Genomic DNA, 24509 nt, shown 5'->3' with positions numbered 1-24509 from the left:
GACCATGCCAATGCAGTAAATGACTGTAACTGCATCAAGAATGCGGCTAAAATGAAGGCAGCTTGTAGATTGTCGAGCCTCGGTAAGCGCCGGGGCTTTTTTATTGGTTGTCATAGTCAGTCTCCCCGTACCTTGCTGCGTTTTGCAATCCAGGCAGCGAGTTCACTTTTCCGCCAGCCGACGGAGCGCTTGCCCAGCTTGACTGGGGCGGGGAATTCCCCTTTGGCGCGCAGCTCGTAAATCAGTGTTCGCCCTAAGCCGACCATTTGCTTCACCTGCGGAAGGCGAAGGATCACATCGTCCATGCTCAAACTCCTACGAATGTCGCCGCACCATTGCGGCGCTCTCAGGAGAATTGAAACCGTTTGGACGATGAAAAACATTTACCGTTTATTCGATCTCCCATTGCGGGTTTAATCCGATCGTTAGTTCTAGCATGTTTCCATCAGGATTGTCGCGCAGAAATTTGTATTCTGCATATTCCCGCCCTGCAAGGCCGTCGACAAGGTTGGATGCTTTGATCTTCCCTTCAAGAACCCTTTGATGGACTTTGGCGTATTTCTTGATGATTTTGTGCGGCGTTAGCGGACTATGACGCTTCCCACGCTTGCCTTTTTTGTCAGCATACTTTTGCAGATCAGGGTGATATCTCCAAAGCAAAGCAAGCGTTGGGTCGAACGGTCTACCGTCCTTTTTGCATTCCTCCGTCAAACCGACTAGCCATTTAGCGTAGTAATGGCCCTGCGCTTCGGCGGGCGCTCCGTCACGTATCCATTGCTCAACGCCATTCACAAGCCCCATGATGTATGTTGGTGAATGCTTGGCTTCTGGGTAGAACTTCCAGGCCGGTGTTTTCATTGGCGCGTTCATCATCTCCTCGATGCGCGTAGGCTTCTTCACTTTGCGAGGGTTGGCCTTCGTGGGCACCGCAGGGACCGCTGCGGCGGCGAGTGCACACCCCCCACTACTTTCTGGGGCGAGTTGCTCCCGCATCTGGTCGAACGAGTTGCCCGCTGGTTTGCTCATGTCTGCATCCTCATTGCAGTGGCCTCGAAGGGATGCCGGGGCAGGCCGTCGAGGGAACGGCTTTTCGGGAGCTAACCTAGCCACGGCGGAACTCAGCATCTCAGGGTGAGCAGGGCACGCAGCGAATTTGTTGAAAAGGCCCACGCAGCGAACTGCAAAAACTGCAAAAAGGGCTTTTTGCAGTTTTTGCAGTGCCCATACCAAGCACTTTTGCAAAATTGCAGGCTGGCGCGCAGTCATTCGGCGAATGCAAGATAAGGGACACGTTGGCCGAATGCTTTATGCCGCACTCGCGAGCTTGATGACATGGCCTTGCCCGGTGGCGTAGTCGGCCCATGCCTGCATCAGCGTCCTGCGGCGTTCGAGCAAGTCGCCCCGGCGATAGGCTGCCTCGGTCTGGTTGCCGATGGTGTGCGCAAGCGCCTGCTCGGCAATCTCAGGGCTGAAATTCGTTGCATCACTCACCCAGTCGCGGAAGGTCGAGCGCATGCCATGCGGCACATAGGGCGGACACATGCCGCGCATGAGTTCCAGCATCGCCATTTGTGACAGGGGGGCATTCACCTTGCGCCCCGGAAACACCCACGGGCAGCCTTCAATTCTCGGCAGACCATGCAGCAGAGCGACGGCTTGCAAAGACAGCGCCACGCGATGCTCGCGCTTGGCTTTCATTCTTGCGCCGGGGATTGTCCAGATCGCACGCTCAAGGTCGATCTCGGCCCACTGCGCGCCGAGCACTTCGCCGGTGCGGCAGGCGGTGAGGATGGTGAATTGCAGGGCTAGCGCGCTCATGCTGCCGTTCTCCCGCAGAGCCGCCATGAATGCAGGCAGTTCGCCCCACGGCATGGCCGGGTGATGCTTGACGCGGGCGCGCTTGCTGATGGCCGTCAGCAGTGTGTCGAGGTGGCCCTTCCAACGGGCGGGGTTTTCACGACTGCGCAGCTTGCGTGCGGCGGCTGCATCCAGCACGACCTCGATGCGCTGGCGCAGCCGGGTCGCTGATTCGTGCTTGTTTGTCCAGATCGGCTGCAACACGGCCAGCACATGCTCGGTGTCAATGGCGCTCACGTCCAGATCGCCCATGACGGGGAAGGCATAGGTTGCAAGGGTGTTCTCCCACTGCTGCGCATGCTTGGGATTACGCCAGCCAGGGCGTTTTGCCTCGATCACCTCGGCGGCGATGGCCTTGAACGTCATGGCCCCGGCAGCCTTGGCAATCTCGATTTTCTTTACTTCGAGCGGGTCAACCTTGTCGCGCTTCAGCAGCAGGCGTCTCTGTGCTGCCTCAGCGGTTGCCTCGGCCAGACTCACCCCAGGATATCGGCCTAAGCCAGCCTCTCGGCTCTTGCCGTCGATGGTGTAGATCAAGGCCCAGAATGCTGCGCCCGTGTCGCGCACCCGTAGATACAGGCCGGGAGCAATGCGATGCTTTCCGGGTTTCTTGAGCAGCGCCTTGACTTGCAGGTCAGTGATTGCTTTCGTCGCCATATCGTCCCCTAAAACGTCCCCAAACTTTATGCCGAATCTTTGGGGATGACAAGGGACGAATGCGGAAAAGCGCCACTGTAAATCTATGACTTTTCAGAGGTAAACCGAACGATTCGGGATTGATGCGGACAATACTGCGAATGACACCGCTTCCGCCAAGACACTGAATTAAGCTCTTGATTCCACTGGATTTTTTCTTTTCTGGCTCTGCTCGGTCTTACCGTAAGTCTTACCCGCGTGCAGGGATAGGCCAGTTATCCACAGATCAGCGGCGCATCAGATCGTGGCGTTCATGGGGTTATTTTGAAAAACGCTCAGTGGCTCGATAAACGGCGCGTCAGATCGGGCTGAAAAGTGAATGCAAGATAAGCGTCGCGTAGATCGTGCGCGTGGCCATTGCCAAGGCGATTGAGGAGAGGCTGAAAGGGCGTGTCGGCGGGAACAGGATGCCAGACCATCCCGGAAAAATTTCCGGAATGGTTGATGCTGGAGATTCCCGCGACCTTGCCGCCGAGAAGTCCGGTTTTAGATCGGGCAAAACCTACGAGGCGGCGAAGCTGTGGAGCGCGCCCAGGAGAGGCTGGCGCTGCGTCATGGCGTTCGTCATGACAGGGTAGAGGTGGAAAAATTTCCACCTTGATTGAACCCGGCAATCCGGCGCTGACATCAATTCCGGAAAAATTTCCGGAATTGGGAGCGGGTCGCTCTCACCTAGAACGGCAGCTTGTCGAAGTGCAGCACGTCGCGCAAGTAGTGCCACACCTCGCACTCTGCCGGGGTGCAATCATCCGGCGGCTGTTGATCTTTGGCGTCTACCGAGTTCGCCATGCGAACGAAGGCGGCTTCGCCAATGCCCAGAATACTCAGCAGCTCGGCGTCGCTGGCCTCGCGTGCGTCGCGGGGCACTTGGCGTCGCTGCTCCAGCTTGAGCAGACGGCTTTCAAGGTTGCGCGTCATGGCGTGCCTCCTTAGCTGCGGGGATGCGTAGCACGATGCTCGGCTGCGCATCCTCCACCCAGTCCCCGGCGTCATTGCGTCCGACACCGAAGATCAGCACGTCCACAGCGCCAGCAGAGCGCGGTCGAGCGATGCGCTCCAGCCGTTGCAGGCGGGTCTCAAGATTTTTGCTCATGGATCATCTCCAGTGCTTCGATGCGCTTTTCGATCACAGCAAGCTCGAACACCTTCACCATTTGGCCGAGAACGTAAGCCAGCTTCGTCCCTTCTGCCGATTCCAGCCGTCCGCTGCGCATGTCGTTGTAGACGCGGCCCATCTCCAGGCGCAAGTCGTCAACGGTATGAAGTCGCACTTTTTGCCGGGGGATAGGGTCGAGCACCTCGCAAGTGCTGGCGCTGATTGCAGGCGTTTTGCGTTTCGCGGTCATCGCGCATCCTCCATCTTGGCGCGGCTCATTGTTTCAGCCCAGCGGAATAGCCTTGCACGCTTGGCTGGGTCGGTCAGGCATTCCCGGCAGGCGCAGTAGGCGATGCGCCCAGCGGCTGGGTTACTCGGCGTGAACATCAGAATTTGCAGGCCATCCTGCGACCAACGGCGCAGGCGGTCACAGCCCATGCAGCGCATGGGTTCGCCACGATCATGCAAGGCTTGCAGGTGGGCAGCGGCTTGTTCTACTTTCATGCTGTGTGGTCTCCGCAATCAAGTTGATCTGTCTGGCTGGGTGTCTGCCGTCCGGTTGACGCATGGCGCAATCTCCACGCGACGGGATGCCTGAGCGCGCAGGTCGGGCGCGGGTGGGTGTCCAGGTGTCGGCAGTCCCAGCAGCTTTGCCGGGCTTTCTCGATAGCGGTTTGCGCAGCCTGTGCTGCGGCTGGCGCTGCGTCCTCCATCGGCTCAGGGCTGGTGAACCGGGCAGGCCAGGCATTCCGGTAGCTGCGCGGCTTCGGGATCGGCTCCACTGTGGCAAGAGTGGTCAGCCGTCCGTCCGGGCGTTGAACGATCCACAGGGAGGATTTCTCGGCGTCGATCAGCGCCAGCCCGTGCCAGTCGATACCGGGAAAACCGCCGTGCTGCGCCAGCAGGCCGGTAAGCGGCGCATCATCAATGCGGGGGTCGTTTGCTGATTCGCTGCGGGTATCAACGGAAACCGGGGTTTCAGGGGTTGCAAGGGTGCAAGCAAGCAATGACGCGGGTTCCGGCTGCAACCCCACGATTTTTTCAGGGGTTTCAGGGGTTGCAGATCGCGCCTTGATCCGCTGGGCAATGGCGAGAAGCGACATGTCTCAGCCCTCCAGTTTTGAACCGTCAACGGGGTAGAGGCGCAGGGGCCGCCCGTTGATGCGGTGAAACCGCGTGCGCTTGCCGTCAGCGCCAGCGGCAGGGATGACGCTTTGCGCTTCCAGGCTGTCGAGCGCGGCTTTGAAGTCGAAGCCCTTGAGCGCCTCGCGCATCCCGTCGGCGGTGAACAGGTAGCTCCTGCCGTTGCCTTCGTCTTTCCACCATCCGGCCCGGTCACGCACAGCGATGTCGTGACTTGCTGCAACATCGCTGAACCGAGCATCGCCATGACGGGAAACGAACGCTGCAAGCTGCTCGATAATCTGCCTGCGCTCCCCGTTGCCGTGTCCGCGTGCCGATCTCCACAGCGTGAACGCAATGGCGGCGGCCTGCGTCGCTTCGCCTTCACCCCAGCCGGTCAGCCCGTACTCCGTCGCCAGTTCGCCAGCCATCGCAATCATGGCGAACCGCGCCGCAGCACGCTTGTCTTGTCCCTCTCCGCCGTCTGGCGAGAATTCCGGCAGGCTTTTGAAGCCGTCGAGTGCCGCGCCGAAGTCTTGCGGGTCGCGCGTCAATCGCTCCAGGAATTGCCGCCCAGCATGTCCGTAGTGTTGCGATGCCGCCGTCTTGATCGCATCAGAGAAGGCGCGGCCATCGGGCAGGCCATGCAGATCATCCCAGGCCCCATGCTGGCGCTGCACAGGCACGTCGAGCAGTCGCACAGCTTGCCCGGATTTGGCGCGCTGGCCCGCCTCCAGCATGGATGTGGCAAGGGTGCGTTCACCCGTTGAAAGCACGATGCAGCGCCAGCGGGTGACGGGGCGCGCCGATCCCGTGCGACTGGCCCTTTGTTTGCCGGTGCCGTTGCCCAGCATGTAGGCAATCATGCCCACGTCGCGCGGGTCAGCCTCGCTGATTTCGTCGAGCACCAGAAGGTTGTCATTGAACAGCGTCCCAGCCCCCTCTAGCCCGTTTGCGGTGGCCTTCCAGGTGCGTTTGTATCGGTCTGGCCCCCAGACCGAGCGCGCCGCCTCTGCCGCCGTGGTCTTGCCCGTCGAGCTATCTCCGACCAGGTGAACGCCTCCACCCTCAGCGTTGCACTTCGCCAGCAGCGGCCCGGTGAACGCCACAGACAAGGCGAGCATCAACATGGGGTTGTTCCGCGCTGGACTTGCAACGTCGCTGATCCAAGCCTTGAGCGTGCCGCCAGTGGCGTATTCGGCTGTGCCGCCTTCGCCAGACTGAAAAATCACGCTTGCCGCGCCGGGGCCAATGGTTGCATCCGGCAGCACGAACACCTTGCCAGCCCAGCCGACTTCCAGCGCGCAGGTGACGCGCTTCTTTGGCGCGGGTTGTTGAAGGTAGTCGCCAAAGGTTGCGCGATTTCTGGGAGAGATTTCCACCCCCATGCTCAGCAATTCCCCGCGTAGATCGTCGCCACTGCCTCGCAGCATGGCCTGCGGCATGGCCCAGGTGCGCCAGTTGCCCAGCGTCGTTTTGAAGCGCAGCAGTCGGCCAAAGTTGCCGCCGTGGGTGTCTGCGGTCACGGCAGTAATGTGAACCGGGCTGCTCACCCAGGTATCGACGGGCTGCGGCAGGGAGTCTTTCTTCGGTGCGGTCATGCCGAAGCGCCAGACACCGGGGCGCAGCTTGCGGCCTTCAACTTCTTGCCAGTCGTCGAGCACGCGCCAGCATGGGCGTTCGCTGTCTGCCGGGTATCCGGTGTTTGCAACCTCTGCAACCCCACGGGTTTCAGCCGGGGTTTCACTGGAAACCGCGCCGCTATTGGCCTGCACCCCTGAAACCTTTGCAACCCCGGTTTCAGTAGCAACCTCTGAAAAATCTTCGATTTCGAGCGCCAGGTCAGACATGAGACACCTCCAGCATGTAGCAGTGCAGGTCGTTGAAGTCGCTGGCCTCAATCGGGACACCAGCAGGCCAGACTGGCCTCACCAGCTTGCCGTGAACAGCGCCAGCAGCAGCGCGGGCCTTCGTCATGCCAGGGTTGCCGGGCGTGAGCCTGTCGTCGTCGGCTGCAATGACGATTTCAGCGGCGGGGTATCGGGAGCGGATTGCCAGAGCAACAGGCTCCAGGTTGCCCGCGTCGATTGCGGCCACAGTGCAAGCGCCGGGGAACTGCGTCGCCACAGTTGCAGCGGTGGCGAAGCCCTCGGCTATCACGATCAGATCAGCAGGCAGCGCACCGGCCACAAGGATGAAGTGCGACTTCTTCGCTCCGTCGCTCAACATCCTCTTGCTCCCGTCCGGCCCGATGTATTGCAGGCTGCGGGTGTTGCCGTCAGCGTCCTCGATCTTGAGCACCAGCAGATCACCGGCTTGTCGAGCATTGCCGGGTGGGATGCACTTGCGCACCAGGTAAGGATGCTCCGCCTTGGCTGGTGTCGCCTTTGCCCAGAGCATTGCAGCACGCTCTGCGGCTGCGTGCTGCTCGGCTTCTCGCTGGCGCTGCGCTTCGGCTTTGGCTTGGCGCATGGCTGCGTGAAAGGCGTCTTTCTCGGCGCGCGTCATGCGTGCGGTGGCCTTCTCGCTCCAGGTGCAGGTGACGCCAGACTTCCAGCTTCCAGCAGCTCCGTGGTCGTGGTGCAGCACTGCCCAGCAGTTACGCGTGCCGGGCTTGTCGCCATCGGCTCGAAAGCGGCGAAGCGTGCCGTCTGCCACGATCTCGCCAGGATCAATCGGGTTGATGCCAGCAGCGCGCAGGGCGTCCAGAAGGCCAGTGACGGCATTCATGGGCGCACCCCCAGCACCAGCAGCACGTCGAGCACGATCAGCGCAGCGAGTACCAGCGGCGCGATGTCCAGCACCAGGCGATACAGGCGGCGGCGCATTATTTGGCCTCCGTCAGCTTGGCGATAGCTTGCAGCGCGTCCGAAGCTTTCCACACGCTCATGTGGCCTAACTTCGTCGGCTTCGGGAATTTGCCCTCTTTGACAAGCCGGTAGAAGTGCGTCCTCCCGATATTCAGCAGCGCCGGTGTTTTCGGCGTGCCGATAATCTGACTGATTCGCAGCAGGGCGGCGGGGTGAATATCCGCCGTCGCTGGCGCAACACGGCGCGGCTTGGTTTTCGCAGGGGTTTGAATCTCAGGGCTTTGCATCGCATGTCCTTGGTTAGGGGTGAACATGCGGCGAACTCTGAGCGCGCTAGTCGGTAGCTCGCAACTCGCTATCGAAAATCAAGCAATGGCGCGGCTTGCGCGGGATAGCGCGTCTGTAGCGACTTGGTGGCGAGTTACGGTCTTGGGCGCTTTGGCGTGGGCCAATAGTCTGGCGGCTTCCCTTCGCTCCAGATTTTTCGAATTGTCGAATTAGCGAGACTGAATTGAGCGGCCGCGCGCTTGATGTAGTCCTTCTGGCGCTTTCCCTTACATGTAATGATGAAGTCCACGATCTGGCTATCCCTTGATTCCAGGTCAAGGCATGGCTCAGGTGGTTGATTTGCTTCTAGCTGCTGCACTCCAGGTTCGATGTCAGGCAATTGATCTTCTAACCATCCCCATCCGATCAGAGGTCTGGTCAGATCAACATGCGGCGCGGCCTTGAGGTAGCTTCCATTACCACTCCTAAGAACATCAAACGCTTTATCGAGTTTTTTTGCAGTTCGGAGAATTTGCCAAATGGACAGCCTGTCTCCATCTGCCGCTACTAACGCCTTAGCCTGCTCCATAAGCATCCTCTCATAACGTTCGACGGCTAACGCTGCCTGCCGAAGCTCAAACCAAGCGGCGTGGTATTTGGCTAGGACATCAAGAATCATTCCGGTCTCTGCCTCGCTTGCCTTGCAGAATCGCCCAAAACGATCCCATCCGTAGATGCCAATTTTTTCGATGAGGTTGGCTGCATGCGCACATCCAGAGAGGCGCGCATCGGTCTGATTCAGTAAATGTCTTACCTCCAGAAAGGAAGAAAAATCCTGCGCGCGCTTTGCGGCTTCGCCTTTCGTGTCAAACGGGGCACTCTTGTTGACGCTCATACATGCCCTTTCGCATGTCGCCTTCATGGGGATGCCCGGGCCAGCCTGAGAAGGGATCAGGTTTTCAGCACTGCGGATCAGGCAGCACCTAGGCCAGGCAAAACGATTATGCCGCGCTCACCAGTTGAATAACCCGTCCTTGCCCGGTGGCGAAGTCGGCCCAGGCGCGCATCAATTCTCGGCGGCGCTCGAATAGATCAGAGCGTTGATAGGCGGCTTCCGTCTTGTCGGCGTTGACGTGCGCCAATGCCGCCTCGGTCACGCTGCGGGGATAGCTGGTCTGCTCCTCGCACCAGACGCGGAATGCACTACGGAACCCGTGAACGGTCACATCCGGCGCGATGCTGTGCAGGGTCTTGTTGACGGCAACGTCAGACAGAAGCCCGTCGCGTCCACCGGGAAACACCAGATCAACACCCGGCCTGCGCAGGGCTTGCATCGTCTTGATGATCTCGATTGCTGGCGCTGACAACGGCACGCGGTGCGGGCGTGCAGCTTTCATGCGGCGGGCGGGAATCGTCCATGTTGCCGTGTCCAGGTCGATCTCATCCCACAGCGCACCGCGTGCCTCACCAGATCGGGCGCCGGTCAGGATGGTGAACCGCAGGTTTATGGCCGAGATATGCGACTTGCTGGCCAGCGCGGCCATGATGCGGGGCACGTCGGCATATTCGGCGGCGGCGTGGTGTTCTCGCGCTGTCACCTTGCGCGGCGCAGGTAGCACCTTGTCGAGCACGCCTTTCCACCTTGCCGGGTTGCGCGTGCCGTCGCACAAGTCATGTACGGCGGCGTAGTCGAGCACGGCTTCGATGCGCTGGCGCAGGCGGGTTGCCGTCTCGGTCTTGGTGGCCCACAAGGGCAGCAGGATCGCTTTCACATCGGCAAGGGACACGTCAGCAGGCGGCTTGTCGCCTATGACGGGGAAGGCGTAGTCCTTGAGGGTGTTTTCCCATTGCTGCGCGTGCTTGGCGTTTTTCCAGCCGGGGCGCTTGGCCTCGATCAGTTCCACGGCGCATTGCTGGAATGTCTTGCCGAGTTCCTGCGGCTCTTGCACCCGGATCACATCGGCGGGATCAGCGCCAGCGGCAACGGCCTTGCGCATGGCATCTGCCACTTGCCGGGCTTCGGCAAGACTGCGGGTGTGCAGCGGCCCCAGCCCGATCTCACGCACCTTGCCTGCGGTCTTGTACCTGAACACCCAGGCGCGTGAGTTCGAATCTCTGACACGCAGGTAGAGGTTGCCTCCGTCGCTATGAAAACCCGGTGGCGCAGTCTCCGCCTTGCGTGCCGTGAGTTGATGCAATGTTGTCGCCATGTTCGCCCTCTTGGTCTTTCCAGTCTTACCGGCAGTCTTACCCGTTGACGCGGATTGTAGGATACTGCTGCGAACTGTTGCGAACTAGGAAAGCTGCAAGTGCTTGATCTGTCTAGGTGAAAGTGGATTGATGCGAACTGCGGTGAACGTCGGTTCGGCGCTCACCGCTTCCGCCAGCTCATAGAACTAATCCCCTATTTCAAAGGCGGACAGAAGGCGCCATTGCTTGCGCGATTGAAGAAAAGCTGTCAGTGTGGCATGGCATCCGGCGTGTCAGGACAGACCCGGAAAATTTCCGGGCCTAGTAGCCGGAGATTCCAGCGACCTTGCCGCCGAGAAGTACAGCTTTAGTTCGGGCAAAACCTACGAAGCGGCCAAGCGGGCCGTTGACCTCCAGGATGAACGCGTCGTCGTCTTCGCCTGGTGACTTGCCGCTGACCACAATCGGGTCGATGAGGTCGCGGTAGTCGTCGGGTTTGATGCGCGGCTCAAGCCGTTGCAGGCGGGTTTCAAGAGCTTTGGTCACAGGTCACAATTCCAATGCTTCGATGCGCGCCTCCAGCCGGCAGTTTGATGCCCGCGAATCAGGATTTGAAGCAAGGATGCTGAAAAATTCAAATTTGGAGGGAACCGTTGCGAGTGTGCGTAGAGTATTTCAGCAGCCTATTAAGCAAACAGACTGGACTGGCAGTCTCTATGAAATTCAAACTTGCCCTGATCGCCGCAGCCAGCGCCGCCGGTGGCATGGTCAATCACGCGGCCAGCGCCGCGCAAGGCGCCGCTGCGGTGTCGGGCGCTGTGTCTGATGCTGCCGACAAGGCCAAGGACGCTGTCAGCAAGCCCTGACTATTGCCGTACGCCGTCGCGGCTTACGCAGCGGCGTATCGGCATTTCCGTCTCAGACGGCGAACTTCGGTTCGCCGTTTTTTTCGCCTCGCCTCATTCCAGATCGGCCTCGGGGTTGTCGAGGCTGAAGACTTCGGCGTTGTCGTCGTAGGCGTAAATCTCGGCGTAGCGGCCCCAGTCGATGGCGGTGTCGAGCACGCGGCGGGCTTCGTCTTCGCTGAGGTGATCTTCCAGTTCGGTGAGAAAGCGAGAGTCGGGCGCGCGGTGGTTGAAACGCTCGTCGAGCACCGTGCGGATGCGCGCCACCAGCGGCACGCGCTCGATCAAGTGGCGGGCGAAAACCTGCTTGCGCTCCTGCAAACTGCCATCGACAAAGGTGCGTCCGGCGGGCAGCAGCATGATGTCGCCATCTTCCACCTGGGCGAAGCCGAGCAATTCCACGCCTTCGATCAGCGGAAACAGGTCATCCACCGAAAAGTGCATGTCCTCGGCCAGCTCGGGCAGGCTGATGCGGGTGTTGGCATTGCTCTTTTCCAGCGCGTCGAGTTCTTCGAGCAGGCCGGCCAGGGCATTGACCGAGAGCGATGGCAGCCGCAGGCCGATGCCCGGCGCCTGTTTGCGCACCGCGTCACGCCCGGTCGGGCGGGCGGTCATGGCGCCGTAAATGCCCTCGACCAGATCGCGGAACTGCTGCGATTCGCGCTCGCGCGGGTGCGGCAGGTCGATGTGCATTTCGCTGATCACCCGCCCGGGATTCGATCCGAGGATGACGATGCGGTCGGCCATGAGCACGGCTTCTTCGATGTTGTGCGACACCAGCAGAATGCCGCGGGTGGGAATCTTGCGCTCCGCCCACAGATCAAGCAGGTCGGTGCGCAGGGTCTCGGCGGTGAGCACATCGAGCGCGGAGAACGGCTCGTCCATCAGCAGCACGTCAGGGTTGATGACCAGGGCGCGGGCGAAGCCCACGCGCTGGCGCATACCGCCCGACAGCTCGCGCGGATAGGCGGATTCGAAACCGTCCAGACCGATGAGGTCGATGGCGGCCAGGGCGCGGGCGCGGCGTTCTGCCGGCGGCACCTTGAGCGCCTCCAGCCCCAGTTCCACGTTCTGTAGCACCGTCAGCCAGGGAAACAGCGCAAAGCTCTGAAACACCATCGCCAGCCCCGGCACCGGCCCGTCGATCGGCTTGCCACGATGCAGCGTCGTGCCGCTGGTGGCGGAAACCAGCCCGGCCAGGGTGCGCAGCAAGGTGGACTTGCCCGAACCGGAGCGCCCCAGCAACACCAGAATTTCGCCGTCGCGCAAATCGAGATCGACGCCGTCGAGAATGACGAGTTCGCTGCCCTCGGGGGTGCGATACGACTTGCGCACATTCGCCAGATGGAAAATGGGTGTGGAAGACGCGGCGTCAGGTACGCTGGGCAGTTCGGTGGAGTTCATGGCATTCATGCTGGGTCCTTCAGTTGCGCACGGCCGTTCCAAAGGAACCGAGGCCCCCTCGGGGGAAACGCGCGCAGCAAGTCAAGGGGGATTTCATATCAGGCGGCAATCAATCGAGCCGCACCCGCGTGGCGGCAATTTTGTAGAGGCGGTGCCAGACCAGACGGTTGATGGCGATGACGTACAGCGCCATCACGCCCACGCCAAGACCCACCTTCAGCGTCTGCCCCTGCTGGGTGGCTTCGGTGATGTAGGCGCCCAGCCCGGTGGCGACCAGGGTGTGACTGCCCCAGCTCACCACTTCGGCCACGATGCTGGCGTTCCACGCGCCGCCCGAGGCGGTGAGCGCCCCGGTCACGAATCCCGGAAACACGGCAGGCAGATAGAGCTTGCGCCACAACAGCCAGCCGCGCAAACCCAGATTACGGCCGGCCTCGCGCAAGTCGCTGGGCAGGGCAGAGGCCGCGCCGATGACCGAAAACAGGACGTACCACTGGCTGCCCAGAATCATCAGCGGCGCGGTGAACACGTTGACATTGAGATGCCAGTGCACGATGGCCACCACCACCAGCGGGAACAGCAGATTGGCGGGGAAGGCAGCGAGAAATTGCGCCACCGGCTGCGCCACGGCCGCCCAGCGCGGACGCAGACCGACCCAGATGCCCACCGGCACCCAGATCAGCGCCGAAATCGCCACCAGCACGAACACCTTGAGCGCGGTGAACGCGCCCAGCAACATCACATGACCGACCTGCAGCCAGCCGAAATCTCGCGGCAGCACCAGAAACAACGCCACGATCAGGCCGAGAGTGAACAGCACCATGCTGACGACAAACACCCGGTCGCCCCAAACGGAAGGCGCGCGTTGCGGCGATTTGTGCAGCGGCACCGCGGGCAACAGGCGCACGCTCATCTCCCACAGCACGGCGGGCAGCCGGGCCAGGCGCTGAGTGAGACGGGTGCGGCGCAGAAAGTCGAGCATCACCGAACGCGGCGCGTCCACGCTAACGGTGTTGTCCAGACGGAACTTGTCGGCCCAGGCGACGATGGGGCGAAACAGCAGAAAGTCGTAAGACAGAATCACTAAAGCCATTGCCAGAATCGCCCAACCGATGGCGCCCAGATTCTTGGCCGCGATTGCCGCTGCGATATACGAGCCGATACCCGGCACCGACACCTGCTGCCCGGCCACGGTGAGCGCCTCGGCAGCGACGACGAAGAACCAGCCGCCAGACATGGACATCATCGCGTTCCACAGCAAGCCGGGGGCGGCGTAGGGGAGCTCAAGCTTCCAGAAGCGCTGCCAGGCGTTGAGGCGGTAAAGCGTGGCGGCCTCGGTGAGGTCGCGCGGCACGGTCTTGAGCGACTGGTACAGGCTGAAAGTCATGTTCCACGCCTGCGAGGTGAACACCGCAAAAATCACCGCGAATTGCAGCCCCAGCATGCTGCCCGGAAACAGGGCGATGAAGCCGGTCACGGTGATCGACAGATAGCCCAGAATAGGCACCGACTGCAGCACGTCGAGCAGCGGCACCATGATTTTTTCGGCGTAGCGATTGTTGGCCGCGATCCAAGCGTAGATCAGGGTGAACACGGTACTGGCGACCAGCGCGGCCAACATGCGCAGCACGGTGTAGAGCGCGTACTCGGGCAGATCCGCGGGTTTGAGCGATAACGCCACGGTCTCGCCCAGATGGAACGGTACTGCCATCTGCCGACTGGCGTGACCGATGATGAGCAGCATGCCGATGACCAGCGGCAGCGCGATCAGATCGCGGCGGTTGGGCAGCGGCAGCGCCAGTGGACGGAAATTGAAGGCCATGGATCAGGCAGGACGATTGAGGCGGCTTGAGTCGGAGGGTGACGCGCTGTGAAATTGGCAGCAAAAACAGCCGACTAGTCTAACGAGAGACGCGTGAAATTTCGATCACGCGAGCGTCATCGACTTTATACAGAAGTATCCGGGCATTTCAGCCGCCGGTTGATCGCTCTGCGATTCCGCCCGGATCAGCCTCATTCACGCAAGCCATGCACAATAACGGCATGCAAGCCAGAACCTATCTCCGCGCCTCGCTGCTCGCCGCCATCATCGTCATCAGCCTCAAGCTGCTGGCCTGGAAGGTCACGGGCTCGGTAGGTTTTTTGTCGGACGCGATGGAGTCCATCGTCAACGTCGCCGCCGCCGCATTCGCCTTGTTCATCGTGCGCATCGCCGAGGCGCCGCCCGACGCAGACCATCCTTACGGTCATACCAAGGCGGAGTATTTCTCCAGCGGCGTCGAGGGCCTGCTCATCGGCGTGGCCGCGGCGCTCATTCTGATCGAGGCCGCCAAGCGCCTCACCCATCCGCAGCCCATCAGCGACGTGCCGCTGGGCGCGGCGATCTCGGCCGCGGCCACGGTAATCAACCTCGGTGTCGCGCTGTGGATGTTGCGCGGCGCGCGGCGCCTGCGTTCGATCGTCATCGAAGCCGATGCCAGGCACCTGCTCACCGATGTCTGGACTTCCGTGGGCGTGATCGTCGCCGTGATGCTGGTGCCGCTCACTGGCTGGCTCTGGCTCGACCCGGTGATCGGCATCGTGGTGGCGCTGCACATTTTGCGCGAAGCGTTTTCGCTGGTGAAGCGCTCGGTCGATGGGCTGATGGACAAATCGATGGACGACGCCGACCTCGCGGGTTTGCAGGCCGTGCTCGACCGCTTTCGCTCCAACGACCTGCGCTTCGACCATGTGCGCACCCGCGTGGCCGGCACCCGGCGCTTCGCCTCCATGCACCTGCACATGCCGGGCGGGTGGTCGCTTCAGCGCGCGGCAGACTGCCGTTACGCCGTGGAAAAAGCGCTGATCGAGGCTTATCCTGGCATGACCGTAACCATTGAAATGCTGACCTCCGCACAGGAAAGCCTGCAGGAGGAAAATGCGCAGCTGCAGGCTACGGGAACCATCAGCCATCAGGTCTGCACGCCTGGCGCCCCCTCGCATCCGCACTGAAACCCGCCCGCCCTCGTCACCACGCACCGCCCCGGAGACTCTCATGCAACTCACCAGCCCCGCCTTTGCCGATGGTCAGCCGATTCCGCCGCAATATGCGTATTGCAAGCCGTCGGCGGTCGGCCATGTGGCGCTGTCGCAGAACTTCAACCCGCCGCTGGCCTGGTCGGACGTACCGCAGGGCGCGCAAAGTCTGGTGCTGGTCTGCCACGACCCCGACGTACCCAGCCGCGCCGACGACGTCAACCTCGACGGCCACACCGTACCCGCCGACCTGCCCCGGGTGGACTTCTATCACTGGCTGCTGGTGGACATTCCGATCTCGCGCAGCCATATCGCTGAAAAAGAATTCAGCCATGAAGTCACCCCGCGCGGCAAACCAGGCCCCGAGTGCTCGGGCGGCATGCGTCAGGGCGTGAACGACTACACCGCCTGGTTCGCCGGAGATCAGGACATGGCCGGTCAGTATTTCGGTTACGACGGCCCCTGCCCGCCCTGGAACGACAGCCTGCTGCACCACTACATCTTCACGCTTTACGCGCTCGATTTGGCGCGCTGCCCGGTGGACGGCGCGTTCAACGGCGCGCAACTGCGTGCGGCCCTCGCCGGGCATGTGCTGGCCCAGGCCAGCCTCACCGGCACCTACACCCTCAACCCCGCCCTGCGCTGATCCATGTCCGACACCCCAGACGCTCCGCCCCCTGCGCCCCCGCGGAAAAAAAAGGGCATGAATGTGCAGCTCAGCGGGCTGCTGGGCATCCTGCTGGGCATCGTGGTGCTGGTGGGCATTTTCAGCCTGCTGCGTGGCCGCTTGGTGAACGAGCCGGTGGATGCGCCCCAGCTTCAAATGGCCAATGACAGCCCATGCATGGCCGATGGCCTCAAGGCGCTGGCCGCCAGCGGCAAACCCATCACCTACGGCCAGTTGGGCGATCTGAAAAAACAGTGCGGCGAAGATGGCGAATGATGGGGTCGGGTGCGACGCGCGTGAAACACCGCCTTACTTCACCCGCCCGAACTGCACCTGCACCCTTAAGCCCTGAGCGGACGCGCCCTGCAGCAAATCGCTCAGCGTGATCTCGGCATCATGCTGGCGGGCGATTTCGCGCACGATGGCCAGCCCCAGCCCGCTGCCCTCGCTGCCGTTGTCCAGAATGCGATAGAACGGCTCGAACACCAGCGCACGTTCCGCTTCGGGAATGCCGGGCCCGCTGTCATCCACCTGAAGCTGCACCACGGGCGCGCTGCGCGCCTCATCAGCCGTCGCGCTGCGCAGCCTCAGGGTCACGCTGCCTCCGGGCGGGGTGTAAGTGATCGCGTTGTGCAGCAGATTCTTGATGAGCTCCTGCAACAACAAGGCGTTGCCGCGCACCGGCAGCGGCAGCGGGGGGCTGTCGAACTCCAGTTCCAGTTGCTTGTCGAGCGCCAGCATGGCCAGTTCCTGCATGGCTTCTGCGGCGGGCTGGCGCAGGTCGATGGTCTCGAACACGGCGCGCGCCGCACCGCCTTGATTTTCCGCGCGGGTGAGCGCCAGCAACTGATTGACCAGCCGGGTGGTGCGCTCCACGCTGCGGCCGATCTGCCGCAGACTGGCGCGCAGATCGGCCGGGTCGGTTTCGCGCTGCGCCAGCTCGGCCTGCATGCGCAGACCGGCCAGCGGGGTCTTGATCTGATGCGCGGCATCGGCGATGAAGCGCTTTTGCGTCTGCAGCGACTGTTGCAAGCGGGCGAACAGACTGTTGATCGAATCGACCAGCGGCGCGATTTCTTCCGGCGCCTCCTGTTCGTCGATCGGGCTGATGTCGTCGGCACGGCGGCGACGGATGCGCGCCTGCAATTCGTTGAGCGGCGCTATGCCCTGCCCCAGCCCGAACCACACCAGCAAGATGAAAATCGGCACCACGACGAATTGCGGGAGTATGACGCCCTGCACGATGTCGCGCGCCAGCCGGGTGCGCGCCTCCGTGCTCTGCGCCACCTGCACCAGCACGGGGCCGGTCGCGCTGGCCCCGTGCTGCACCCTCGGCCAGACCCACACCCCGGCCAGTCGTGCGCTGTGCGCGCCGATCTCGCTGTCCCGCCAGATCACTGTCAGAGGAGCACTCGCCTGCGTGGGCGGCAAGCTCGCCGGGGCGGGCAGGCTCGCCTCACCCGCCAGCAGCGCACCGGTCTTGCTGCGCACCTGGTAGCCGAGAATGCCGCCCACTGGCGGCTGTCGCAGCGTCTGCTGCCACAGGGCCGACTGCGCCGCGCCCTGCGCGCCTTCGGTCTGCACCTGCGCGGCAAGTTGCAGCAGGGTGTGCTCCAGCGCCGCGTCGTAAGGTTTGGCGGAAATGGCCTGCGCCACCAGATAAGTGATGCCGATGGACAGCGGCCACAGCAACAGCATGGGCGCGAGCATCCAGTCGAGAATTTCGCCAAACAGCGAGCGTGGATGATGCCGACGTTTGCGCCCCGCCGCCCCTTCGGTCGGCTCGCCGGAGGGCGAGATTTCAGGCATCGGCACGAGGAGGCGCGGCCGACTCGGCCGAAGGCGCGGCAACCGGGCGATTTTCTCCAGACAGTAGCCCAGACCGCGCACCGTGGCGATGCGCACCGGGCCGACTTCGATCTTCTTGCGCAGTCGGTGCACATACACCTCGATGGCGTTGGTGCTCACCTCCTCACCCCAAACGCACAGATGCTCGACGAGCTGGTCCTTGCTCACCAGCCGCCCGGCGCGCTGCAGCAGCACTTCGAGCAGGGTGAGTTCACGCGCCGAGAGTTCCACCACATGGCCGTCGAGCGTGACCACACGGCCGGTGATGTCGTAGTGCAGCGGGCCGTGCTGGATCACGGCGCTGGCGCCGCCCATGCCCCGGCGCGACAGGGCTCGCACCCGGGCTTCGAGCTCCTGCAGCGCGAAGGGTTTGGCCATGTAATCGTCGGCGCCGAGATCGAGGCCGCGCACCTTGTCTTCCACGCTGTCTGCAGCGGTGAGAATGAGCACCGGCACGGTGGCGCCGCGTGCGCGCAGCTTGCGCAACACCTCGAAGCCCGACAGCCGCGGCAGCCCCAGGTCGAGAATCAGCAGATCGAATTCGCTGGACTGCAGCGCGGCGTCGGCGCTGTTGCCGTCGGCCACCTGATCAACCGCATAACCCAGAGCGCGCAGAGAGCGCAACAGGCCGTCGGCCAAGACCCGGTCATCTTCGGCAATCAGAATGCGCATGCTTGTCTCCACGATGTGCCCAATGCGCTGCCGTTGCGCCCGGACGTTTCGGGGGGATTTTAGGGCGCGGCGGCGACCCGTTCCTGCAATGCGACAGGCAATGCCCCGCTCCATTGCAACTGCACCGTGCGCGTGGGAAAGGCAAACTCCGCGCCGATGCGCTCGCATTCACGCACCAGACCGAGGTTGATCGCCTGCTGGGTATCCATATAGGCGGTGTAGTCGGAGGTTTTCATCCAGTACACCACTTCAAAGTTCAGTCTGGAATCGCCGAAATCCTTGAAATGCGCGCGGTCGAAGCGGGCGTTGGGCTGCTGATCGACGATGGTTTTAACCACTGCTGGAATCTGCTCCAGGGTTTCTGCCGATGTGTCGTAGGTCACGCCGAAGGCGAAGACGATGCGCCGCTCCTGCATGAACTTGTAGTTGCGCAGCCGGGCCTTGGTGAGATCGGTGTTGGAGAACACCACGATCTCGCCGCTGATGGAACGGATGCGGGTAGTCTTCAGGCCGATATTCTCGACCGTGCCGGAGAAGTTGTCCACGACGACGAAGTGCCCGATCTGGAAGGGCTTGTCGAGCACGATGGACAGACTGGAGAACAGGTCGCCCAGAATGTTCTGCAAGGCCAGGCCCACCGCAATGCCGCCCACGCCCAGACCGGCCAGCAAGGTGGTGACGTTGAAGCCGAGGTTGTTGAGCAGTAGCAAAAAGACCAGCGACCACAGCAGCAGCCGGGCGATGAAACTCATCGCAGCCAGGCCGGTGGCGGTTTCGGGGTCGTGAGAAATGGCGCGCTCGCGCGAGACGCGAATCCAGAAATCGAGAAAGCGCGATATCCACAGCCCGATCTGCAGAAACAGCGCCACGGCCGCCAGCCCCAACGCCCATTTGCTCACCGCCTCCGGCAGGCTGAGGCTTTGCACCGCCGGGTAGAGGCCGATTAGCGCGGCCAGCGGCAGGCGCGTGCCCTGCACCGCGTTGACCAGCGCGTCGTCCCAATGATTGCGGGTGTGCGAGGCCAGGGCGCTGATCCACGCCAGCAGAATCGGCTTGAGCACGGAGACCAGCACCACGGCCAACAGCAGCCAGCCCAGCGCCAGCAGCCAGCTCTGCAAAGGGTTATTCAAAAAGGGAAGGGATAGCCATGCGCTCATCTCGTAGCCTTTCTCGGGAAAAAAATCAGAATGGGGGCGGTGACGAACCGGTTTGAGCAAGCTCATGCCACTGCACGCGTCGACGCGGCAAATGCCCGGGCTGGACGCGCTGCATATAGGCGATCATGCCTTCGCGAATGCGGCAGCGCAGTTCCCAGGCGCGCGCCGAATTGGCCGCGCTCACCAAAAAGCGCACCTGCACCGCGGTCTCGTTGGCGTCGGTCACATGCACCAGGGCCAGGCGGCCGTCCCAGTCGGGGTCGGCCGCGCATAGACGCTTGATCTCCTCGCGCAGTTGTTCGATCGGCGTGGCGTAGTCCACCCACAGAAACACCGTGCCTAGCAGGCTGGCGCTTGAGCGCGTCCAGTTCTGGAACGGGTGTTCGATGAACCACTGCAGCGGCAGGATCAGCCGCCGTTCGTCCCAGACGCGAAACACCACATAGGTACCGGTGATCTCCTCCACCCGTCCCCATTCGCCCTCGACGATGAGCACGTCGTTGATGCGAATCGGTTCGGTCATCGCAATCTGCAGACCTGCCAGCAGATTGCTGAGCACCGGCCGCGCGGCAAAACCCACCACCAGACCGGCGATGCCCGCCGATGCCAGCAGGCTGGCGCCGATCTGCCGCACATCGGGAATGCTCATCAGCGCCACGGCCAGGCCGACGAGCAGAATGAGAAAACTCAGCACCCGGGTGAGCACTCGGGCCCGGGTGAGCAGACCGCGCACCTCCAGATTGGAGTCGAGCAGATTGGGATCGTCGGGCAGTTGCAGGCCGCCGCGCCGCAGCACCACCAACTCGCCTCCCGACCGCACCAGGCGCATGGCCAGCCAGGTCAACGCAGCGATCAGGCTCAGGTGCAACGGCGCAATTACCCACGACCAGTTCTCCAGCCGCTGCTGCAAAAATCCCGCATCGAGACGCAATATCAGCAACAGCCAGGCCAGCCGCAGCGGATTGCGCAGGCGCAGATACAAAAACTGCCCGTTGCCTTCCGGCCCGCTGGCTTTGCGCAGCAGTCTCGCCCCCAGCATGAACACTGGCGCCGCCAGCAGGGTGAGGGCGATGGCCAGCGCGTCAGGCGGGTGGGACGATGCCCACGCCCACAGCATCGTCCAGGTCGCATTCAGGTTGTTGTGCATCGCCGGATTGCTCGGCTTACCGCGACCGCAACTGCGCGAACAGTTCGAGCACGTGGTGCGTCCAGTGGGTGATGTCGTAACGTTGGATGAGTGCATCCATGCGCTGCATACGCTCGCGCTGTTCGTCGCGCGGCATGTCCAGCGCCCGGTCGATGGCTTCGTCCATCTGGCTGATGCTGTAGGGATTGACCAGCACGGCGTCCTGCAACTCCACCGCGGCACCGGCGAACTCCGACAGCACCAGCACGCCGCTCTCGTTCACATGCGCGGCGATGAACTCCTTGGCCACGAGGTTCAGACCGTCGCGCAGCGGTGTGATCCAGCAGATGTCGGCGGCGCGGTAGTAGCTCAGCGTCTCCTCGAAAGGCATGGGCGTGGTGGACAGCAGGATGGGTGTCCAGGTGAGCGAGCCGTGATGGCCGTTGATGCGCCCGACGAGTTGTTCGATGTTCTGCTGCGCCCGCTTGTAGACCCGCATGCCGTCGGCCGCGGCCACCGCGGTGACCAGCAGCCTGATTCTGCCGTGCAGCTCGGGGCGGCGCGCCAGCAGGCGCTCGAAGGCCAGCAGCATTTCGCGCATGCCCTTGGCATAGTCCACCCGACCGATCGACACGATGGTGGTCTGCCCGGACATTTCGCGGCGGATGTGCGCCACCCGCGCCAGGTTGTCGGGCCTCTGCACCGTGCTGCGGATGAGGTCGGCATGGGTGCCGATGGGAAAGGCATCGATGCGGATCGTGCGCCCGCCCACTGCGATGGAGACTGGCGTGACCGGCTCGGACAGCGCGGTGCCCGTGGCCTGCAGTTCCGGGTACACCTTGCCCTCGACCAGGCCCTCGATTCTGCGCAGCGACTGCACCAGCGCGGCGAAGTTACGGGCATAGCGCGGCACGTGAAAGCCCACCAGATCGCAATCGAGCAGCGAGGCCAGAATCTCATCGCGCCAGGGCAGGATGTTGAACACATCGGGCGCAGGAAACGGCGTGTGGTGGAAAAAGGCGATCTTCACATCCGGACGCATCTGCCGCACGAAGCCCGGCACCAGCCACAGGTTGTAGTCGTGCACCCAGATCACCGCCCCCGGCGCGGCTTCGGCGCAGGCGGCTTGCGCAAACAGGCGGTTGACCTCGCGGAACACACTCCACTGGCAGTTCTCGGTGGAATAGAGCGAGGGAAAGCTGTTGAGAATGGGCCACAGCGCCTCTTTCGAGACGACGTGATAAAACTGGCTGATCTGCTCGGCGGTCAGCGGCAGCCGCACGACTTCATAGCTGCCATAGCTGTCGTTCACCGTGATGCGGCGCTCGAACTTCGCAGCTTTTCCCGTCGGCGCTTTTTTCCACGCCACCCAGCTGGCGCGGTCGACCTGGCCGATGAAGCCCTTGAGGGCCGGCACGATGCCGTTGGGGCTTTTGTTTTCCCTCAGAACAGTCTGGCCGCCCTCGCTGTATTCCTCATACGGTTGTCTGTGATAGACGATGACCAGAGATGAAGCCATTGAAGTCTCCCTGTTGATGAAATCGCTGCAAGGCGTCGAGCACCCCGGCTGCGCCCGGCTGGGCGCTGCGGTACACATTGGTATGCGGCGTGATGGCATGATCGAGCGCTGCCTCGCGGTTGCTTACGGCCACGCCGGTCAGGCCGGTCTGGAACATCGACAGATCGTTGAGGGTGTCGCCAGCCACCAGGGTGCGGTGTTCAGGCAGGCCGAGCGCGGCCAGGGTGCGCAACAGGGTCGAGCCTTTCTGCACCCCGCGCGGCAGCACGTCGAAATACTGGTTATCCGACATCAGGGTGTCGAAGCCCAGTCGCCGCAACTCAGTCGCAGCCACCTGCACCGGCTCCGGGCGACGGTAAAAATACGATCGTCTGCGGCCGCCGTGCTGCGGTTGGGGCTGCAGCTCTGGGTGCCGACGAACGATGACATCGATCTGCTGCGCCATGTCCGCAGGCCAGCTCGCGTCGAGCCACTGATCGATCGCCGCAATGGGCGCGAAGTCGGCGCCGGTCGCCACGCTGGTGCCCACATCGCCAATCACATGATCGGGTTGCACCGGCAGATCTCGCGCGAGTTGGCGCATGAAGTCGAACCCGCGACCGCTGACAAAAATCAGCACGATCTCGCTGCGGCGCTGCGCGATCCATTCATACAACGCCGCGCGCTGCGCCTCGTTGCCGCCCAGAAAAGTGCCGTCCAGATCGGTGGCCAGAATGGTTTGTGGCATCGACGCCTCCTTCATTGCGACTGCCGCGACTGCGCGCGGGACAGGGTGGGCCGCAAGCCCTGCACGTCGCGCAGCAGCCGGTGCGCATGCACGCCCGAAGCGACGGGTAAGCCGAGCGCGTCGTCCTGCTGCACCGGCTGAGTCAACAGGTGCCGCAAGGCCTCCTCTGCCGTTTGACGGCGCCCCAGCACGTCGCGCACCGCAGCCGCCACCTGCAAATGCAGGCCCAGCCGCCGTTCCAGAATTTGCACCGACTGGCTACTGATCGCGCCTTCGGCCAACTCGCCCTCGCCGCCGGGGAATTCGCCGCGCCCCAGCTGCATGCCCAGCCGGGTGTTGCGCGATTGGGCCGATGACGCGGTGAGAAGCAGATCGCCCGCACCCGCGCTCGACAACAGGGTTTCAGGGCGGCCGCCCAGCGCCAGGGTGAGGCGCCGCATGTCCTGCAAGCCGCGCGTCAGAATGGCCGCCCGCGCGTTCTCGCCCTGCTCGCAGCTCATGGCCATGCCGCAGGCGATGGCGATCATGTTTTTGAGCGCGCCGCCGACCTGCACGCCGATGGCATCGTCCGTCACGTCGAGCTGCACCTGACCTGCGGCGAACGCCGTGCGCAAGCCCCCCATCAGCCGCTGCGCGTGGCTTTGCACATCGACCGCACCGCGCTGACGCAGCGCAGGCAGACCGACCGTGAGCGCCGCAGACTGCCCGCGCACCACCTCATGCGCAAAACTCGGCCCGCCAATAGCGCCGATGAGCGCGCCCGGCCGCAACTCCTGCTGCAACACCTGAGTCATCAGCGCGCCGCTGTCGCGCTCGATCCCTTTGCAGGCGGCCAGCACCACAGCGCGCCGCTGCAGCCAAGGCGCGGCAGCGCGCGCCACCTCGCGCAATGCAGCCGACGGCACGACCATGAACACCGCGTTGGCGCCGTCAAGCACCTCGGCCATCTGGCTGCTCGCCTTCAGGCCCGCAGGCAATTCCAGCTCCGGCAAATGGCGCGGATTGCGCGCCTGGGTGGCGATGGCGTGGGTGAGATCGGGGCGGCGCGCCCACAGGCGCACCTCCAGCCCGCCGCGCCGCAAGGCGCAGGCCAGTGCCGTGCCCCACGCACCAGCGCCGATCACGGCAACAACGGGGGCAAGGGTCGGATTGCCGACGATGAATGATGAAGCAGAGTTCTGCATGGACTCTCCCAAGGTCGTGGACAACCCTCCAGGTTGTCCGATGGCAGGACGCCCAGCAAAGCGGGGCGTGGCGACTGGGCGGCCGCGCGTGCAGACGCGGCCGGGGGGCATTCAGAGCGAATGCCATGAAGCGCGGGGTTGGCTTGAACCCCTTATGCCGTCCAGGGGACGAACGAGAAATTTCTGGCCCGCGCAGGCCAGGAGGCGCACCAGAAAACACAAGTAGAACTCGCTACTTGTGGTGATA

At 62.9% G+C, this 24509-nt stretch carries 26 protein-coding genes; 4 read left to right on the top strand and 22 right to left on the bottom strand.

All coding sequences use genetic code 11. The annotated features are described in order from the left end of the window. Positions 1 to 116: 116 nt before the first annotated feature. The 14 genes from B3H47_RS12705 to B3H47_RS12640 all read right to left on the bottom strand — a co-directional run bounded on the left by B3H47_RS12705 (position 117) and on the right by B3H47_RS12640 (position 10584). Positions 117 to 305: a helix-turn-helix transcriptional regulator gene (locus B3H47_RS12705; protein ID WP_286987349.1), complete on the bottom strand. Its 189-nt coding sequence runs from the start codon at positions 303 to 305 to the stop codon at positions 117 to 119. An 85-nt stretch (positions 306 to 390) separates the two neighbouring features. Beyond that, the gene (locus B3H47_RS12700; RefSeq protein WP_286987347.1) at positions 391 to 1026 is read right to left on the bottom strand and encodes a hypothetical protein; all 636 of its coding nucleotides are present in this window, start codon (positions 1024 to 1026) and stop codon (positions 391 to 393) included. A 279-nt stretch (positions 1027 to 1305) separates the two neighbouring features. Then, the gene (locus B3H47_RS12695; protein WP_286987345.1) at positions 1306 to 2514 is read right to left on the bottom strand and encodes a tyrosine-type recombinase/integrase; all 1209 of its coding nucleotides are present in this window, start codon (positions 2512 to 2514) and stop codon (positions 1306 to 1308) included. Between the two features lie 711 nt (positions 2515 to 3225). Then, complete coding sequence (locus tag B3H47_RS12690) at positions 3226 to 3471, bottom strand: hypothetical protein (RefSeq protein WP_286987343.1); 246 nt, start codon at positions 3469 to 3471, stop codon at positions 3226 to 3228. Continuing rightward, a complete protein-coding gene (locus B3H47_RS12685) occupies positions 3455 to 3646 on the bottom strand; it encodes a hypothetical protein (RefSeq protein WP_286987342.1) in 192 nt (63 codons plus the stop codon). Before B3H47_RS12685 ends, B3H47_RS12690 begins: the two co-directional genes overlap by 17 nt. Then, positions 3630 to 3899: a hypothetical protein gene (locus B3H47_RS12680; protein WP_286987340.1), complete on the bottom strand. Its 270-nt coding sequence runs from the start codon at positions 3897 to 3899 to the stop codon at positions 3630 to 3632. Before B3H47_RS12680 ends, B3H47_RS12685 begins: the two co-directional genes overlap by 17 nt. Continuing rightward, positions 3896 to 4153 carry a hypothetical protein gene (locus tag B3H47_RS12675; RefSeq protein ID WP_286987337.1) on the bottom strand — a complete coding sequence of 86 codons (258 nt, stop codon included), beginning with the start codon at positions 4151 to 4153 and terminating at the stop codon, positions 3896 to 3898. The genes B3H47_RS12680 and B3H47_RS12675 overlap by 4 nt, the downstream gene beginning before the upstream one ends. Further along, positions 4150 to 4752, bottom strand: a complete 603-nt coding sequence (locus B3H47_RS12670; RefSeq protein WP_286987335.1) for a hypothetical protein — start codon at positions 4750 to 4752, stop codon at positions 4150 to 4152. The genes B3H47_RS12675 and B3H47_RS12670 overlap by 4 nt, the downstream gene beginning before the upstream one ends. Positions 4753 to 4755: 3 nt before the next feature. Continuing rightward, a complete protein-coding gene (locus B3H47_RS12665) occupies positions 4756 to 6621 on the bottom strand; it encodes a DUF927 domain-containing protein (RefSeq protein WP_286987333.1) in 1866 nt (621 codons plus the stop codon). Further along, positions 6614 to 7501 (bottom strand): toprim domain-containing protein, encoded by an 888-nt coding sequence (locus tag B3H47_RS12660; protein ID WP_286987328.1) that lies wholly within the window; start codon positions 7499 to 7501, stop codon positions 6614 to 6616. Before B3H47_RS12660 ends, B3H47_RS12665 begins: the two co-directional genes overlap by 8 nt. Before the next feature lie 97 nt (positions 7502 to 7598). After that, the gene (locus B3H47_RS12655; RefSeq protein ID WP_286987326.1) at positions 7599 to 7895 is read right to left on the bottom strand and encodes a helix-turn-helix transcriptional regulator; all 297 of its coding nucleotides are present in this window, start codon (positions 7893 to 7895) and stop codon (positions 7599 to 7601) included. 107 nt (positions 7896 to 8002) lie between these two features. After that, complete coding sequence (locus B3H47_RS12650) at positions 8003 to 8743, bottom strand: hypothetical protein (RefSeq protein ID WP_286987324.1); 741 nt, start codon at positions 8741 to 8743, stop codon at positions 8003 to 8005. A gap of 106 nt (positions 8744 to 8849) precedes the next feature. Beyond that, positions 8850 to 10058, bottom strand: coding sequence for a tyrosine-type recombinase/integrase (locus B3H47_RS12645; RefSeq protein ID WP_286987322.1), 1209 nt, complete (start codon positions 10056 to 10058; stop codon positions 8850 to 8852). A gap of 301 nt (positions 10059 to 10359) precedes the next feature. Further along, complete coding sequence (locus B3H47_RS12640; RefSeq protein WP_276709332.1) at positions 10360 to 10584, bottom strand: hypothetical protein; 225 nt, start codon at positions 10582 to 10584, stop codon at positions 10360 to 10362. Positions 10585 to 10754: 170 nt separating this feature from the next. Here B3H47_RS12640 and B3H47_RS12635 point away from each other — a divergent pair, with 170 nt between their 5' ends. Continuing rightward, complete coding sequence (locus B3H47_RS12635) at positions 10755 to 10904, top strand: hypothetical protein (protein ID WP_276732479.1); 150 nt, start codon at positions 10755 to 10757, stop codon at positions 10902 to 10904. 93 nt (positions 10905 to 10997) lie between these two features. On the opposite strand, the gene B3H47_RS12630 is transcribed toward B3H47_RS12635, so the two are convergent. Together B3H47_RS12630 and B3H47_RS12625 are read right to left on the bottom strand one after the other, a co-directional pair. After that, positions 10998 to 12356 (bottom strand): AAA-associated domain-containing protein, encoded by a 1359-nt coding sequence (locus B3H47_RS12630; protein WP_286987318.1) that lies wholly within the window; start codon positions 12354 to 12356, stop codon positions 10998 to 11000. Between the two features lie 100 nt (positions 12357 to 12456). Further along, a complete protein-coding gene (locus B3H47_RS12625) occupies positions 12457 to 14169 on the bottom strand; it encodes an ABC transporter permease (protein ID WP_286987316.1) in 1713 nt (570 codons plus the stop codon). A gap of 221 nt (positions 14170 to 14390) precedes the next feature. Between B3H47_RS12625 and B3H47_RS12620 the strand changes: the two genes are divergently transcribed. Genes B3H47_RS12620 through B3H47_RS12610 form a run of 3 tightly spaced genes read left to right on the top strand, consistent with a single transcriptional unit; the run spans position 14391 to position 16305 of the window. Next, complete coding sequence (locus B3H47_RS12620) at positions 14391 to 15338, top strand: cation diffusion facilitator family transporter (RefSeq protein WP_286730070.1); 948 nt, start codon at positions 14391 to 14393, stop codon at positions 15336 to 15338. Positions 15339 to 15381: 43 nt separating this feature from the next. Then, positions 15382 to 16008 carry a YbhB/YbcL family Raf kinase inhibitor-like protein gene (locus B3H47_RS12615; protein ID WP_286987315.1) on the top strand — a complete coding sequence of 209 codons (627 nt, stop codon included), beginning with the start codon at positions 15382 to 15384 and terminating at the stop codon, positions 16006 to 16008. 57 nt (positions 16009 to 16065) lie between these two features. Continuing rightward, complete coding sequence (locus tag B3H47_RS12610) at positions 16066 to 16305, top strand: hypothetical protein (protein WP_286987312.1); 240 nt, start codon at positions 16066 to 16068, stop codon at positions 16303 to 16305. Between the two features lie 33 nt (positions 16306 to 16338). On the opposite strand, the gene B3H47_RS12605 is transcribed toward B3H47_RS12610, so the two are convergent. Genes B3H47_RS12605 through B3H47_RS12580 form a run of 6 tightly spaced genes read right to left on the bottom strand, consistent with a single transcriptional unit; the run spans position 16339 to position 24262 of the window. After that, positions 16339 to 18549 (bottom strand): response regulator, encoded by a 2211-nt coding sequence (locus tag B3H47_RS12605; protein WP_286987309.1) that lies wholly within the window; start codon positions 18547 to 18549, stop codon positions 16339 to 16341. A gap of 59 nt (positions 18550 to 18608) precedes the next feature. Further along, on the bottom strand, positions 18609 to 19679 hold the full coding sequence (locus B3H47_RS12600; protein WP_286987307.1) for a mechanosensitive ion channel family protein: 1071 nt from the start codon (positions 19677 to 19679) through the stop codon (positions 18609 to 18611). 52 nt (positions 19680 to 19731) lie between these two features. Beyond that, positions 19732 to 20853 (bottom strand): mechanosensitive ion channel family protein, encoded by a 1122-nt coding sequence (locus B3H47_RS12595; RefSeq protein WP_286987305.1) that lies wholly within the window; start codon positions 20851 to 20853, stop codon positions 19732 to 19734. Between the two features lie 16 nt (positions 20854 to 20869). Next, the gene (gene ggpS / locus B3H47_RS12590) at positions 20870 to 22351 is read right to left on the bottom strand and encodes a glucosylglycerol-phosphate synthase (protein ID WP_286987303.1); all 1482 of its coding nucleotides are present in this window, start codon (positions 22349 to 22351) and stop codon (positions 20870 to 20872) included. Further along, the gene (locus B3H47_RS12585; protein ID WP_286987301.1) at positions 22308 to 23078 is read right to left on the bottom strand and encodes an HAD family hydrolase; all 771 of its coding nucleotides are present in this window, start codon (positions 23076 to 23078) and stop codon (positions 22308 to 22310) included. The genes ggpS and B3H47_RS12585 overlap by 44 nt, the downstream gene beginning before the upstream one ends. 11 nt (positions 23079 to 23089) lie before the next feature. Next, positions 23090 to 24262 carry an NAD(P)H-dependent glycerol-3-phosphate dehydrogenase gene (locus B3H47_RS12580; protein ID WP_286987299.1) on the bottom strand — a complete coding sequence of 391 codons (1173 nt, stop codon included), beginning with the start codon at positions 24260 to 24262 and terminating at the stop codon, positions 23090 to 23092. Positions 24263 to 24509: the final 247 nt, after the last annotated feature.

The organism is Thiomonas sp. UBA7699 (genome assembly GCF_002482605.1).
Lineage (GTDB): Bacteria > Pseudomonadota > Gammaproteobacteria > Burkholderiales > Burkholderiaceae_C > Thiomonas > Thiomonas arsenitoxydans.
This window is presented reverse-complemented; position numbering and strand designations above follow the sequence as displayed.